This is a genomic window from Cucumibacter marinus DSM 18995 (assembly GCF_000429865.1).
Taxonomy (GTDB): Bacteria; Pseudomonadota; Alphaproteobacteria; order Rhizobiales; family Devosiaceae; genus Cucumibacter; species Cucumibacter marinus.
The window spans coordinates 1-14,490 of record NZ_AUCR01000009.1; the positions used below are offsets into that span (position 1 = coordinate 1).

The 14,490-nt window shown below is 61.3% G+C and carries 13 protein-coding genes and 3 tRNA genes; 3 read left to right on the top strand and 13 right to left on the bottom strand.

What is annotated here, in order from left to right; genetic code table 11:
- The 4 genes from tuf to G489_RS0106005 all read right to left on the bottom strand — a co-directional run.
- On the bottom strand, positions 1 to 1,190 hold a 1,190-nt coding region (gene tuf / locus G489_RS0105990), incomplete at its 3' end, for an elongation factor Tu (RefSeq protein ID WP_029040774.1).
- Positions 1,191 to 1,307: 117 nt separating this feature from the next.
- Complete coding sequence (locus G489_RS0105995) at positions 1,308 to 2,324, bottom strand: alpha/beta fold hydrolase (protein ID WP_029040775.1); 1,017 nt, start codon at positions 2,322 to 2,324, stop codon at positions 1,308 to 1,310.
- Between the two features lie 123 nt (positions 2,325 to 2,447).
- Positions 2,448 to 2,521, bottom strand: a tRNA-Gly gene (locus tag G489_RS0106000).
- A 68-nt stretch (positions 2,522 to 2,589) separates the two neighbouring features.
- A tRNA-Tyr gene (locus G489_RS0106005) sits at positions 2,590 to 2,675 on the bottom strand.
- Between the two features lie 195 nt (positions 2,676 to 2,870).
- Here G489_RS0106005 and rlmB point away from each other — a divergent pair.
- Both rlmB and G489_RS0106015 read left to right on the top strand, forming a co-directional pair.
- Positions 2,871 to 3,644 carry a 23S rRNA (guanosine(2251)-2'-O)-methyltransferase RlmB gene (rlmB, locus tag G489_RS19320; protein WP_081691428.1) on the top strand — a complete coding sequence of 258 codons (774 nt, stop codon included), beginning with the start codon at positions 2,871 to 2,873 and terminating at the stop codon, positions 3,642 to 3,644.
- A 135-nt stretch (positions 3,645 to 3,779) separates the two neighbouring features.
- Positions 3,780 to 4,937 (top strand): alpha-hydroxy acid oxidase, encoded by a 1,158-nt coding sequence (locus G489_RS0106015; protein ID WP_407059823.1) that lies wholly within the window; start codon positions 3,780 to 3,782, stop codon positions 4,935 to 4,937.
- On the opposite strand, the gene gndA is transcribed toward G489_RS0106015, so the two are convergent.
- From gndA to G489_RS0106060, 9 genes are all read right to left on the bottom strand, one after another.
- Positions 4,934 to 6,352, bottom strand: a complete 1,419-nt coding sequence (gene gndA / locus G489_RS0106020) for an NADP-dependent phosphogluconate dehydrogenase (protein WP_029040777.1) — start codon at positions 6,350 to 6,352, stop codon at positions 4,934 to 4,936. The two genes, G489_RS0106015 and gndA, sit on opposite strands and share 4 nt — an antisense overlap.
- Positions 6,353 to 6,459: 107 nt before the next feature.
- Positions 6,460 to 7,434, bottom strand: coding sequence for a helix-turn-helix domain-containing protein (locus G489_RS0106025; protein WP_029040778.1), 975 nt, complete (start codon positions 7,432 to 7,434; stop codon positions 6,460 to 6,462).
- Between the two features lie 252 nt (positions 7,435 to 7,686).
- A complete protein-coding gene (locus tag G489_RS0106030) occupies positions 7,687 to 8,415 on the bottom strand; it encodes an ABC transporter ATP-binding protein (protein WP_029040779.1) in 729 nt (242 codons plus the stop codon).
- A gap of 1 nt (position 8,416) precedes the next feature.
- Entirely contained in the window at positions 8,417 to 9,121 is a 705-nt protein-coding gene (locus tag G489_RS0106035; RefSeq protein ID WP_029040780.1) for an ABC transporter ATP-binding protein, read from the bottom strand.
- The gene (locus G489_RS19325; protein ID WP_051332370.1) at positions 9,114 to 10,187 is read right to left on the bottom strand and encodes a branched-chain amino acid ABC transporter permease; all 1,074 of its coding nucleotides are present in this window, start codon (positions 10,185 to 10,187) and stop codon (positions 9,114 to 9,116) included. Before G489_RS19325 ends, G489_RS0106035 begins: the two co-directional genes overlap by 8 nt.
- Position 10,188: 1 nt before the next feature.
- On the bottom strand, positions 10,189 to 11,064 hold the full coding sequence (locus tag G489_RS0106045; protein ID WP_029040781.1) for a branched-chain amino acid ABC transporter permease: 876 nt from the start codon (positions 11,062 to 11,064) through the stop codon (positions 10,189 to 10,191).
- A gap of 99 nt (positions 11,065 to 11,163) precedes the next feature.
- A complete protein-coding gene (locus G489_RS0106050; protein WP_029040782.1) occupies positions 11,164 to 12,420 on the bottom strand; it encodes an ABC transporter substrate-binding protein in 1,257 nt (418 codons plus the stop codon).
- 49 nt (positions 12,421 to 12,469) lie between these two features.
- Positions 12,470 to 13,489, bottom strand: coding sequence for a zinc-binding dehydrogenase (locus G489_RS0106055; protein ID WP_210162584.1), 1,020 nt, complete (start codon positions 13,487 to 13,489; stop codon positions 12,470 to 12,472).
- Between the two features lie 61 nt (positions 13,490 to 13,550).
- Entirely contained in the window at positions 13,551 to 14,084 is a 534-nt protein-coding gene (locus tag G489_RS0106060; protein WP_029040784.1) for a 2,4'-dihydroxyacetophenone dioxygenase family protein, read from the bottom strand.
- Positions 14,085 to 14,406: 322 nt separating this feature from the next.
- Here G489_RS0106060 and G489_RS0106070 point away from each other — a divergent pair.
- Positions 14,407 to 14,482: transfer RNA gene (locus tag G489_RS0106070), tRNA-Thr, on the top strand.
- Positions 14,483 to 14,490: the final 8 nt, after the last annotated feature.

Sequence of the window (14,490 nt, forward strand, 5' to 3'; positions counted from 1 at the left end):
TACTCGACGATTTTGGAGACGACGCCGGACCCGACGGTGCGGCCGCCTTCACGGATAGCGAAGCGCAGCTTCTCTTCCATGGCGATCGGCACGATCAGCTCGACATTGATCTCCACATTGTCGCCCGGCATCACCATCTCGACGCCGTCCTTCAGCGTCACAACACCGGTCACATCGGTGGTGCGGAAGTAGAACTGCGGACGATAATTGGTGAAGAACGGGGTGTGACGGCCACCTTCATCCTTGGTCAGGATGTAGGCTTCGGCCACGAACTTGGTGTGCGGGGTCACCGTGCCGGGCTTGCAAAGAACCTGGCCACGCTCGACCTGCTCGCGGTCAACACCGCGGATCAGCGCACCGATATTGTCCCCCGCTTCGCCCTGATCGAGCAGCTTGCGGAACATCTCGACGCCAGTCACCGTGGTCTTCTGGGTGTCCTTGATGCCGACAATCTCGACTTCCTCACCCACCTTGATCACGCCACGTTCCACACGGCCGGTCACAACCGTGCCGCGGCCCGAGATCGAGAACACGTCTTCGATCGGCATCAGGAACGGCTGGTCCTTCGGACGCGCCGGGGTCGGGATGTAGGCGTCAACAGCCTTCATCAGCTCGAGGATCGCATCATGGCCGATCTTGGCATCGCCGTCTTCGATCGCAGCAAGCGCCGAGCCCTTCACAACCGGAATGTCGTCGCCCGGGAACTCATAGGACGAAAGCAGCTCGCGCACTTCCATCTCGACAAGCTCCAGAAGCTCCTCGTCATCGACCTGGTCGACCTTATTGAGGAACACAACAATCGCCGGAACGCCAACCTGACGGGCAAGCAGAATGTGCTCGCGGGTCTGCGGCATCGGGCCATCGGCAGCCGAAACCACCAGGATCGCGCCGTCCATCTGCGCCGCACCGGTGATCATGTTCTTCACATAGTCAGCGTGACCCGGGCAATCGACGTGAGCGTAGTGACGCTCCTCGGTCTCATACTCAACGTGTGCCGTCGAAATCGTGATCCCGCGCGCCTTCTCTTCAGGCGCCTTGTCGATCTGGTCATAAGCCTGGGCAGTCGCACCGCCAGTCTCCGCCAATACCTTCGTAATCGCTGCCGTCAAAGTCGTCTTGCCGTGGTCAACGTGACCAATCGTGCCAATGTTCACATGCGGCTTCGAACGATCAAACTTTACCTTCGCCATGTTTCCCGTGCCGGTTTGGGGTCAAAAACAACGCGCCGTTTACAATTTTGGTCCGGTCTAGACAAGCCCAAAGAGACGCCGAGACCCGCCCGGAACTGCCCGGACGCCTGATCGGGTTCAGCGCCCCACCCGATCCGATATCTCCTCGACTGCCGAGATGATTGCCTGCGGCGCATCGATATGCATGTTGTGCCCGGTTTCGGGTACAACCACGCGCTCACCGCGCGTCGAAAGCGCCGCCTGGCGTTCCTGTGATGCAAAGATGGCCGCCGCGACAGCGTCGTCTCCAGCAGGTTCGGCGCTGAGCATGATGAGCGGCAGATCGCCGAGCGGATAATCACCCTCGCGCGCATCCAGCACCTCTTGTGTGCTTTCGGTCACGGCTTCGATCTCGGCGATCGCCGAATCCCAATGCGCCGACCGCTGTACCAGCGTCATGTACTCATCCGAGAGCTCGGGCAGCGCCGCGGCCACCGGAGGCAAGGCCTGATCGCCGGCAATTGGTGCCAAGACCCGCATGATGCCGGAGCCGATCACGGTCTTCATGACCGTGTAAAACCCGATACTGCCTTGAAGACCCGCGACGAAGTCCGGATTGCTCCCGAGATCCGGCGCCGGGCTGTCTACGAGAATGAGGCCGGCCACGTCCTCGGGATAGCGCAAGGCGTAAAGCTCCGCATGCCAGCCGCCCAGAGAGTGTCCGACAAGGATCACCGGTCCCAGCGACAGGGCCTCGACAAGCGCCCGCAATTCGCTGACCGCCTGATCGGCATCACGTGGCATTTTGCCCGCATCGCTTTGTCCATAACCCGCTCGGTCATAAACACAGACGCGATGGGTTGCCGACAGTTGCTGCTGTATGGGCCGCCACTCGGTCGACAGCGAGCCGTTCCCCGTCTCGATCAGCACCGTTGGCCTGCCGGCCTGTGCGTCGCCCCGGCAGTCCACATAGACCTCCCGCCCCTCGATCTCGATGATCGAGCCCGGGCGCTCCAGCGCTGCCAGTTCGGCCCTTGCGGCCATGCTCTGATAGGTCGCCAGAGCGGCAAAAAGCCCGATGATCACAACGATCACCATGGCCAGGGTGATGAGAAGCCGGACAGTGCGTCCGCGCCGGGAAGTCAGTGCATTCACGGGGAATCAGTCTCCGGTGGGTTCGGTCACGCAGCCGCAAATGATGCAGCCGCTCTACAACGAACCAGCGGTATATCCCGGATTGTGTGACGAAATCATGCCCGCGTGTCCCGACCGGAGATTTGGAGCGGGTGAAGGGAATCGAACCCTCGTCGTCAGCTTGGAAGGCTGCTGCTCTACCATTGAGCTACACCCGCATGCCGCCTGTGCGGCTTGGGCATTCGTGCCGCCTGTGCGGCTTGGGCATTCACGTTCTGGAACAGGCTGGTGGAGGGGGCTGGATTCGAACCAGCGTACGCGTTAGCGGCCAGATTTACAGTCTGGTGGATTTAACCACTCTCCCACCCCTCCTTGGCCAGTCCCGGCACCGCGACACGGCGGAGCCGCTCCAAAAGCAAGCGGAGCAACAGGCGCGGTTTATCGTCATCTCAAAGCGCCCTGTCAACCGCCAAGTGCCATACCAAGTGCACAAGTTTCAAATGTTTCTTCTTGCCCATGCCGCTCATCGCTCTTGCCCGCCCTTGAGCCAGCGGTTACGCAGTCTGCATGAACAAGCGCCCTCGCCCCGGCGGCAAGCCGAACCACCGGTCGAACCGTCACAAATCGCAGCCGCCCGAGCGTCATTTCATCTATGGCTTGCACGCGGTAAGGGCGGCGCTCGACAATCCAAGGCGCCAGAAACGCAAGTTCATGGCGACCCCGAACGCCCTGCGCAGGCTGACCGAGGATGCTCCCCTTCCCGCAGGCACCCCCGAACTGGAAGACACGACGCCGCGGCAGCTCGACAAGCTGCTGGGCGCGGATGCCGTGCATCAGGGCGTGGCGCTCGAGGTCGAACCGCTCGACCGCGAACCGTTATCATCCTTCAGGGACGGAAGGCTGATCGTCATTCTCGATCAGGTCACCGATCCGCATAATGTCGGCGCGATCCTGCGCACCGCCTGCGCCTTTGGCGCCGACGCCTTGCTCACCACGGCCCGCCACGCCCCGCGCGAAACCGGTGTCATGGCCAAATCGGCCTCGGGCGCGCTCGATATCGTGCCCTTCATAGAGGTGCGCAATCTCGGGGACGCCATGGAGGAATTGCAGGCCCTGGGTTTCCGCTGCATTGGCTTTGATTCCGAGGCCGCCGAGGAACTGGCCGCCGGCGGCGCAAGTGAGCGCACAGCCATCGTTCTGGGTGCCGAAGGCAAGGGCCTGCGGCAGAAGACCCGCAGCCTTTGTGACCGCCTCGTGCGCCTCGACATGCCCGGCCCGATCAAGTCGCTCAACGTCTCCAATGCCGCCGCAATTGCCCTGTTCGCGGTGACCCGGGGATAATAGTGGACCGTGCTGGCACCGACGGATTCAATCAGCTAATTAACGTGTTCAATAGTTTTGGTCTGTGCCCCGCCCTTGTCCAGGCAAGGGACCGACACAACACTGGCCGCCGACAGAATACCAAGGAGCATTCCTGTGAAGGTTCTCGAAATCAACGACCTCAAGATCCTCGCCCAGCGCCGCGTTCCCCGGATGATCTTCGGATATGCGGATTCGGGATCCTTCACCGAAAGCACCTATCGCGCCAATGAAGACGATTTCCAGAAAATCAAGCTGAGGCAGCGCGTTGGCAAGGATATCTCCGGTCGTAGCTTAAGAACCACCATGCTCGGCCAGGACTACGCCATGCCCTTGGCCATTTCGCCCACCGGCTCGGCCGGCATGAACTATCCCGACGGGGAGATGCTGGCGGCGAAGGTCTGCGAGACCATGGGAATCCCCTATACGCTGTCGACCATGAGCATCTGCTCGATCGAGGATGTCGCCTCGGTCACCAAGGCGCCGTTCTGGTTCCAGCTCTATGTCACCAAGGACTTGGATTTCACCTATGGCCTGATCGACCGCGCCAAGGCTGCGGGCTGTGGCGCGCTGGTGCTCACCCTCGATCTCACTGTGCTCGGCCAGCGCCACAAGGATCTCCGCAACCAGCTCTCGGCTCCGCTCAAGATCACACCGTCAACGGTCATGCAGTTCGCAACCAGGCCGCGCTGGTGCCTTGATATGCTCACCACCAAGCGCCGCACCTTCGGCAATGTGGTGGGGCACGCCAAGGACGTCACCGATCTCGGTACCCTGGCGAGCTGGACCGAAGCCCAGTTCGACCCGAGCCTGAGCTTCAAGGATGTCGAGTGGATCAAGAAACGCTGGGGCGGCAAGATCATCCTCAAGGGCATTCTCGATCCCGAGGATGCACAGGCAGCCTATGACGCGGGCGCCGATGCCATTGTGGTCTCCAACCATGGCGGAAGGCAGCTCGATGGCGCCCCCTCTTCCATCGCCTCCCTGCCAAAGGTTGTTGACGCGGTCGGCAGCAAGCTTGAAGTGCATATGGACAGTGGCGTGCGCTCAGGCCAGGACGTGTTCAAGGCCCGGGCCTTGGGCGCGCAGGGTGTGTTTATCGGCCGCCCCTATCTCTACGGGCTTGGCGCCATGGGCAAGAAGGGCGTCGAACTGGCCCTCAAGATCATCCGCAAGGAGCTCGACATCACCATGGGGCTGTGCGGCGAGACCGACATCAATGATGTCGGCCGTCACAACCTGATCGAGAAAAGTCTCGATTCGCTGATCGCCTAATCGAGGCCCCAGGGCCCGTGATGGGCGCCCTCTGCATCGATCCGCTCGAAGGAATGCGCACCGAAGAAATCGCGCTGTGCCTGGATGAGGTTCGCCGTACCCCGGCCCTGCCGGTAGCCATCGAAATAGGCAAGCGCCGCCGATAGCGCCGGCACGGCAATACCCGCTTTCACGGCGGTCGAAACGATGTGACGCAACGAAGGATGGGCACTCTTCATCATCGCCACGAAATCCGGCGCCATCAGCAGATTGGACAGATCCCGGTCTTTTTCGAAAGACGCGGCGATATCATCGAGAAACTGCGACCGGATGATGCAGCCAGCCCGCCAGATCTTCGCAATCGTGTCCATGGGCAGGTTCCAGCCGAACTCATCGGAGGCCGCCGCCATCACCGCGAAGCCCTGCGCATAGGCGCTGATCTTGCCGGCGAACAGCGCCAGTTCGAGATCGTCGATCAGTTCGTCACGGTCGAGCAGGTCCAGCGCCCCGCGGCCCGCCCCGTAAACATCTTCCGCCGCTTCACGTTCGGCCTTGGCCGCCGACAGTGAGCGGGCCGCCACAGCCGCCTCGATCACGGTGGCGGGCACGCCCATCTGCTGGGCCTCGATCACCGACCAGCGGCCCGTGCCCTTTTGCCCGGCGCGATCGAGAATGATGTCAGGCACCGGCTGGCCGGTTTCGGGGTCCGTCGCCTTGAGCACCTTGGCTGTGATTTCGGTCAGGTAGGAATCAAGGCGACCATTATCCCAGCGCGCGAACACGTCGCCGATCTCAGGCGCCGTCATGCCGACCCCGTCCCGCAGCACGCCATAGACCTCGGCGATCATCTGCATGTCGGCATATTCGATGCCGTTATGGATCGTCTTGACGAAATGCCCTGCCCCGTCGGTGCCGAGATAAGCCGAACAGGGCTGGCCCTTGTATTTGGCCGAAATCGCATCGAGCATTTCAGAAACACGGTCATAGCTTTCGGGCGTTCCCCCGACCATGATCGAGGGGCCGTGCCGTGCACCCTCTTCGCCGCCCGAGACACCCATGCCGATAAAGGTCAGGCCACTATCCTTGAGGTCGTCGAACCGACGTTGCGTGTCCCGGAAATTGGCATTGCCTGCATCAATAATGATGTCGTTGGCCTCAAGCAGCTCCTTGAGCGCCGCTATCTGCTGATCAACCGGGTCCCCGGCCTTCACCATGATGATGATCGGACGCGGCGGCCGGATCGCCGCCACCAATGCCTCGAAGCTCTCGCAGGGCACGATCTTGTCTTGCAAATCCCCCGCTTCGGCGTAGAAGGCCTCGGTCTTTTCTGTGGTGCGATTGTAAACCGCGATCGGAAACCCGTTTTCCGCGATATTGAGCGCCAGATTGGCGCCCATGACCCCGAGCCCGATGAGCCCGACTTCCGCCTGTGCCATTTCCTGTTCACCTGATTTGCCCTGATGTGACCAGAGCTTAGACGCTGCGCGTCACCTCCGGCAAGCGGCAGGACAACCGGATCGGTCAGCACATTGTGATCAGCGGGTCAGTGACCCTGCGCAACGCCCCGGACCTCGGACGGCGACAGGCCGAAATGCTCCTTGAAGGAGCGCGAGAAATACGCCTGGCTGTTGAAACCCCAACGGTAGGAAATCTCCGCCATTGTGTCATGGCGAGACACGGACTGCTCGATATCCCGGCGCGCGCGTTCCAGTCGTTGGGCGATGATCATCGATTTGATCGACTTGCCTTCAAGCGCCAGCAATCGGTTGAGATGCCGAACGCTCATCCCCACTTCCTGCGCGACCATTTCGGCCGAAAGGTCGGCCTTGGAAAGGTTGGCGCCGATAAACTTTTTCGCCCGGATCAGCGCACCAAGATGATAGGCGCTGATATCGGTGTGCCCGTTGATGATGCCATAGGCGCTTTCGAGCGCCGCCCAGACTTCATCGACAAGTGTCGGATCGGGTGCCAGATATTTGCGCGACAACACCTTGGAGAACGTACTTCTGAGCGCTTGCGCAATCGAGATTCCCGGCCCGCTCGAACCGTTCAGCCGAACCGTCTCGAACAACTGCCAGCTTGGAAAGCGGGCCCGGAACTCATCACCCGGCAGATCGAAAATCACATGACGCATGGCCGTCGGGAAGCCGTGCATATAGGGCTTGTTGGTGTCGTAAAGAACGCAATCGCCCTGATTGACCAACACGCATTGATTGGCGCGGTTCACGAATGACGAGCCGTGCATGAGAATCGCGAAGAAAACCGAATCCTTCTCGCGGGTGCGTACGAATTCCGGCGGGCGCTCGATGACGTGCTGTTTGCCCTCGATGTCGAATACCGAGAACGAGCCGAAATCGAAATGGTCGAAGCGGGCCTGAAAGCCCTCCTCTTCCATGCTTGAACAGGAAAGGCCGACCACGTCGGCCGAGCACTTTTCTTCCCAGAAATCCAGCCGGTGCCGCCTGGGAACGCTGCGGGTATCGAAGGTCGTCTTGAGCGCTTCCTGCATTTCAAACATTCACCCCTCCCACGCATCGCCATTGTGATGCCCGTTGTCGGGCGCGATTTATTTCACGCGTTAATTATCTCTCAACGGCATCACACTGTAAAGCGCAGCGGGTCGTTACGCAAACATATCACTAATGTCGCAAATTATATTTCTATATTAGCAATACTGAGTAACGCTGCCATCCGCCATCAAATAGCAAAATCCCGCCCCGGCTAGACCGGGACGGGATCAAACACTGTTCAGGAATGCGAAATGAGCGGGTTATTCGGCCGCTTCGTCCGCTAGATAGGCGCTGTGCAGGATGTCCGGCCGTTCCTTGAGTTCGGCCGACGAGCCCTGATAGACCATGCGTCCGCGTTCCATCACCAGCGCGTTCTTGGCCAGATCGAGCGCCAGATGGGCGAACTGCTCGATCAAGAGCACACCGATCCCTTCGTCCGCAGCCACTTTCAGCGCATCGGCAAGGCGATGCACCACCGTTGGCGCAAGACCGAGTGAAAGCTCATCCACCAGCATGAAGTCCGAGCGGGCGATAAAGGCCTGCGATACGGCGACCATCTGCTTCTGCCCGCCGGACAGATCGGAGGCACGCTGTTTGAGCCGTTCCTTGAGTTCGGGAAAAATCGACAGCGCATGCTCGACATGCCCGTCGATCTCGGCCTGCGTTTTGCCCATAGAGGCGACCCGCAGATTGTCATGGACCGACAACCCGCCCAGCACCCTGTGCCCTTCCGGAACCAGGGCCACACCGCGCTGCCGCACCATGTCCGGCGACAGGCCGACCAGGCTCTGGCCATTGACCTCGATCGTGCCGCTGTCAGGCTTGAGCACCCCGGCCAGGGTGAGCACCGTCGAGGATTTGCCGGCACCATTGGCGCCCAGCAGCGTGGTGATCTCCCCCTTGGGCACCGAGAAGCCGATGCTGTGGAGCACCTTCTTGCCGCCTCGGCTCACCACCAGGTCTTTGACTTCGATCGTCGCGTTGCTCATCTCACAACTCCCCGAGATAGGCCTGGCGAACGCTATCGCTTTCAAGCACTTGCGCGGTGGGCCCGAGGGCCAGCATCTTGCCGTAGTCGAGCACCAGCGTCTGTTCGCACATCGCCCGGATCAAGTCGACATCGTGGTCGATGACCAGCACCTGCGCCCGGAATTGCTCCGGGATGCCCAGGATGATGCGCTGCAGCTGCTCGCCTTCCTCGTTGGAAAGCCCGGCCCCAGGCTCGTCAAGCAGCACCAGCTTGGGCTCGCCCACCAGGCATTTAGCAATCTCAACGAGGCGCCGCTGGAACAGATTGAGCGAACCGCCCAGTTCGTCCCGCACGCTTTCGAGCCCGGTATACTGCAGGGCTTGTGCAACGCTGGACCGGGCCGACGACCCGAGCGCCAGGTGATCGGCGATCGCCTGAACGTTTTGCACCACCGTGAGATCTTCCACCACCTGCTCGGTCTGGAAGCTCCGGCGCAGGCCACCACGCACACGCTCGACCGGGGAAAGGCCGACAAAGCTCTTGCCATCGATGGTCACCGAGCCGCTCTCGGGCCGCACGAAACCGGAGATGACGTTCAAAAGCGTTGTCTTCCCTGCCCCGTTCGGACCGATCAGCCCCGCCACGGGCGCATCGATCCGCGCGGTCAGCCCGTCGATCGGACGCACCGAACCGAACCGGACCGTAAGGCCTTCAGTTTCAATCACGAGCGCCTCCCTCGGACATGGCATTTTGTGGGGTGGACTTCTGGGGCATGAGCTTCTTGCGGAACCAGCCAAGGATTAGCGAAAGCCGCCCGGCGACGCCGGTAGGCTCCATGGCCAGCGCCTGGAACAGTGCGGCACCGAAGATGCCGACACTCAAATAGGCGCCGAAATCCTGCAGGGCAGCCGGCAGGAACCTGAGCGCCAGACCGGCGATCAATGCGCCATACCAGTTGAAAACACCGCCAACCACGGCAAGCGCGAACAGGTTCAGGCTTTCCGATGCGCCGAAAGAGCGCGAATCGAGCTGCCCGGCAACGCCCGCCAGAAGGCCGCCCGCCACACCGGCAAGGAAACCGGCGAGCGCGAAAGCCCACAGCTTGTACAAAAGGATATTGACCCCGGATGCGAGCGCGGTGGTCTGGCCCTTGCGGATCAGTGCCCAGGCCCTGCCCGGCTTTGCGTTGCGGTGCCACTGCGCCAGCATGTATCCAAGCGTCACGATGATCACCACATAATAGAAATAGGCGATCGGGGTCGGTGCCAGGCTCGGCTTCTCGAGAATCTGGCGACCGGCGCCCGCAGCACGGCCAATGAAGCCGTCACCTCCATCGGGAAAGTTCCAGGCCGTGATGATGACCTGAAAGATCCCGGCCAGCATCAGGGTCACGAGCGCTAGGTAAAGCCCCCGCAGGCGAAGTGCCGGCAGGCCGAAAATGATACCTACGATCGAGGCCCCGATCCCGGCGATCAGCAGATTGAGCTCATAGGGCAGATCGAAACCGTGGCCGAGCCGCAGCGTGATCCAGCCGCCAACACCCACCAGCGCAAACTGGCACAGCGAAACCAGGCCCAGCTGGCCGTAAAGGATCGCCAGTCCGGTGATCGAGAGTGAAATGGCAACCCCCGATGTGGCCGCGGTCAAATAAAAGGAGTTGGCGAAATTGCCCATGATCAGGGCAAAGATCGCCATCACCACTGGAATCGCCAGGATCTGGAGCCGCGAAGCGCGCAGCGCTGCAGCCATCGGATTGGCTTGAGAGAATGAGGTTTGTGCGATATCGGCCATGTCAGCGATCCTTCGCGCTGGCAGAGCCAAGGAAGCTCAATGCCATCACCGCCAGCACCGCAATCAGATACGGCGCCATGGTGCGATAGTTGGAAACCGGCTGAACCACGGTGAGAACGGCCTCGACAATGCCGACACCAAAGCCGGCAATCAGCGTCACCCAAAGCGAGCGAAGCTGCCCGAGCACTGCAGCCGCGATGGCCGGGATTACCATGAAGGTCAGGAACACGGCTTCAACCCGCAGCAGGTCGGCCAGCAGCAGGCCTGCAAAACCGGCAAACAGCCCGGTCATCACCCAGGCCGCGGTTTCGGTCTTGAGCACCGGCACGCCGAGGATCGAACTCAGATCGCGGTCATTGGCGAGCGAGCGCATGTAGAGCCCGAGCCGCGTCGTGGTGAGCAGCGTTGTCACCCCGATGACCATGGCCAGGGCGAGCGCAATCGCGATGATACGGGTATAGGTGAAGCGGACCCCGAACAAATCGAGGAACATCCGGTCCGTGGGGAAAGTCATGCGCTTGGGCACGTTCCCCCAAATCAGGCCGATGGCGCCCATCAGCACCATGGCCAGCGCCAGCGTGCCGACCGCCCGGACAACCGGGTCGCGATAGGCCAGCAGCGGCGCCAGGAAGCGACCGTAGAGGAAACTGATCAGCGTGGAGACGCCCACGCCGGCGATAATGGCCACTGCCAGCGGCCAGTCCATATCCATCAGTTGCCAGCCGACAAAGGCTCCGGCAGCGCCGATGGCACCGAACGCGAAATTCAGGACACCGGTCGCCCGGTAAAGGATAACCAGCCCGACGCCGGACAGCGCATACACTGCCCCGATCCCCAGCCCCGAAATGATAAACGGCAGGTACAGGTTGATATTCATTATGCGCCCCTCCAAAGGGCGGCTTGTGCGGCTAAAGGGCGGCCCTCGCGGCGATGATACCGCGAAGGCCGGAGTTCTTGTTGCTGTTTGTGGCGCCGATTACATCGCGCCGAGGCCGTTTTCGGCCTCATAGGCCCGCACATCGTCGAGCTGCGGGTCCGGAGACGGCGCACACTCGGAGATCACGGTCCATTCGCCGCCATCCGCAACGGCCATCCGGGTATGCCAGTTGGCGTTGTTGCGGCCGAGACCGTCAGCGAAGTACCAGGGAGTGCAGAAGATGTCGCTTTCGAAACCTTCCACGCCCTGCACCGCTGCAGTCACGTTGTCACGGTTGATGGCATCGGCCTCAAGAGTATTGAGAGCCTGTTCGGCGATGCGGGCCGCCAGATAGCCGGCCTGCGCAAAGGTGTCGCGCGGGTCGTCTGCATTGGCATAGGCATCCATCACGGCCAGCCAGTTCTGGTTGTCTTCGCCATCCGAATTCAGATCGTTGAATTCCATGTTGGCGTAGAAAGCCTTGTCCCAGCCTTCGCCGATGGTGTCGGGAACGGTCAGGTCATAGGCCGAGGCAGCACTGGTCCAGTTGATCGACTGGTTGAGGCCCTGCTCTTCGGCAGCCGCCAGGATCGGAATGGTCAGACCTTTGGGGAAGCCGAGAACAACAGTGTCCGGACCGTAAGAAGCGGCCTGCAGGACAACCGAGGTGAAGTCGCCGGTCGCCGGATCCATCAGGATCGAGTTGGAGGTAATCCCCAGCTCTTCGGCAGCGGCTTCGAGACCTTCACACGACCAGTCGCCGGCGCCCGGAATATTGGTGGTCATGCAGACCACGTTTTCCGCACCCAACTCGTCGATCGCATAACCGAGCGCACCCACCATGGACACGCGCGGGCCGGCATTGGTCGGTGCGATATGCGAGGCAAAGAAGCACTCGCGCGGCACACCCACGCCTGCCAGATCGATGATGTTGTTATCCGCAAAGAACTGCGCATTGGCCCCGCACGAGACAAAGCTCGCCGAACCAACCAGCATCACGGCATTGTCGTCATTGACGAGCTTGGCCGCGAGCTGAGACGCGATTTCCGGATTCCACTGGTCGTCTTCGATGATGTACTCGATTGGACGGCCATGAATGCCGCCATTCGCGTTCACGCAATCGAAATAGGCCTTGGCCCCTTTGGTGGACGCAGAAAAGTCGTCCGGGCCGGTCTGACCGGTGATGGCACCGATGATGATGGGCTCGCCAGTCGCGGCGTTGCCCGAGTTGTCGCCGCAAGACTGCGCCATGGCGCCGCTCGCGGTAAACATTGCAAGGGTCAGAGCCCCTGCGAATGCAGCTAACTTCAGTTTCATGCCTAGTCCTCCCGTTGGCTTAGAAGTCAACATGTCCTGGTCCGCCGAACTAGCCATTCGGCGAAACAAGGATCTTCACCGCTCCTCCCTTGGGATCGAGCAGGCGTTCAAAGCCCATCTCGACCACACGGGAGAGGTCGGTTTTCGCAGTCACGATGCGCGAAGGATCGAAAAGCCGATCCGCCACCATCGCGATCAGATCCGGATAGATGTTGCGGTAGCCGACCGCAGAGATCACATCGATCTCGCGCCCGACCAATGCCGCCGCATCGATCCTTGGATGAGTGTCGAATTGCCCCACAAGCACCAGCCGGCCGCCCTTGCGCAGCCCCATCAGTGCCTCGTCGAGCGAGGATTGCAGTCCCACGGTTTCGAAGGCGATATCGACGCCCCGCCCGTCCGTGGCTTCCGCCGCCGCTTCCCCAAGGCTCTCCTTGGTGACATCGACCGCACGTGTCGCGCCCAGCTCACCGGCCAGCGCCAGCCGTTTCGGCGTCACATCCGAAACGATGATCTCGCGGGCGCCGGCCACCTTGGCCAGTTGGACGAGCAAGAGACCCATCGGGCCCGCACCGGCGATCAGGCAGGTTTCTCCCGCCGAGAGCCGTCCGCGCCTCAAGGCATGCAGGCACCCCGCGGCCGGCTCGATCACCGCCGCCTGTTCGTCACTGACCGAATCCGGCAGCGCATGAACCATATAGGCGGGCACGACCGCCTCGTCGGCCATTCCGCCATGCCCGGTCAGGCCGGCAAAGCCCGTATGCTGGCACAGATTATAGTCGCCCCGGCGGCAGGCATCGCAGCGCATGCAGCGATATTCCGGCTCGATCACCACGCGCTGCCCCTGGACAAAATCGTGAACATCGTCTCCCGCCTCCAGCACCCGGCCGCAAAACTCGTGACCAAGGATGATCGGCGCCTGCACCCGCGAGACCGGATGCGGCGCATAGATCGGAATGGCATGAGGACCGGAGGCATATTCATTCAGGTCGCTGCCGCAGATGGCGCAATAGGTCACAGCGATCCGGATGTGATCGGCAGGCAAGGCAAGCCGAGCGCGTGTCTCCACTCGCACATCCCTCGCTCCGTACCAGACCGCTGCTCGCATCGCGCCTCCCCCGGTTCCGTCTCTACCGGAACAGCTTGTCGACGTAGTCCGCGCCAATCCCGACCTGGTCGTAATGGCGGCGGCACATCTCGATATATTTGTGGACGTCGAAATACCCGTCGGGCTCGCCATCTTCATCGAGCCAGATCAGCGGACCATGCACCTGGAAGAACACCTTCATCGGCTGTTCGTGCTCATAGGCCACAAGCGTGTGGCCCTCGCCCGGCGTCTCATAGATGAAATCGCCCGCCGTGGCGGTCCAGTCGTGCTCGAGATAGCCCCACTTGCCCGAGATGGTGTAGGCGAACACTTCATGCGGATGGTAGTGCCGGTTCACCAGCCCCGCCTTCTTCGCATAAAGCACGTCGCACCATTTGTTCTGCTGCGGCGAAATCCAGAGCGGACGCGAGGACACCGTCTCGGTGAACGGCACGTAGTACCGCTCGTCATCGGTGGCGATGTTGGGCATATACACTTCCGGCAGGGCGTCCGGCTGGAACACCTTGTCGATCGGTTTGATGTCCTTCCAGAATTCAGATTCCGCGGCTTCGGGCATGACCTCTCCATCAGTCTTTGTCCGCACGGGCCTACTCTCGCGCGGATCATCTCGACCCGGACGCTATCAGGCCCTTTGAACCGCGTTTTTCCGGAACAGGACAAATGCGTTGCATTTTTCGGCCATCCGCCATGCCGAAACCGCATGGATCGCAAAACCCACGCTCAACACATTGAAAATGAATTGGTTTTTGGGCACCAGCAAGCGCCGAGGCAAGCGGGAACCCCGAAAACAAATGCTTCAGCCCGTTTTCGGCGCCCCGCAAACCGCCCGCATCAACCCGCTTGCATCAAAAGGGGGCCAGTGCTAGCTAGCGCCCGGCGCCGGCTTAGCTCAGTTGGTAGAGCAACTGATTTGTAATCAGTGGGTCGCGGGTTCAAATCCTGCAGCCGGCACCAGTTTTCCC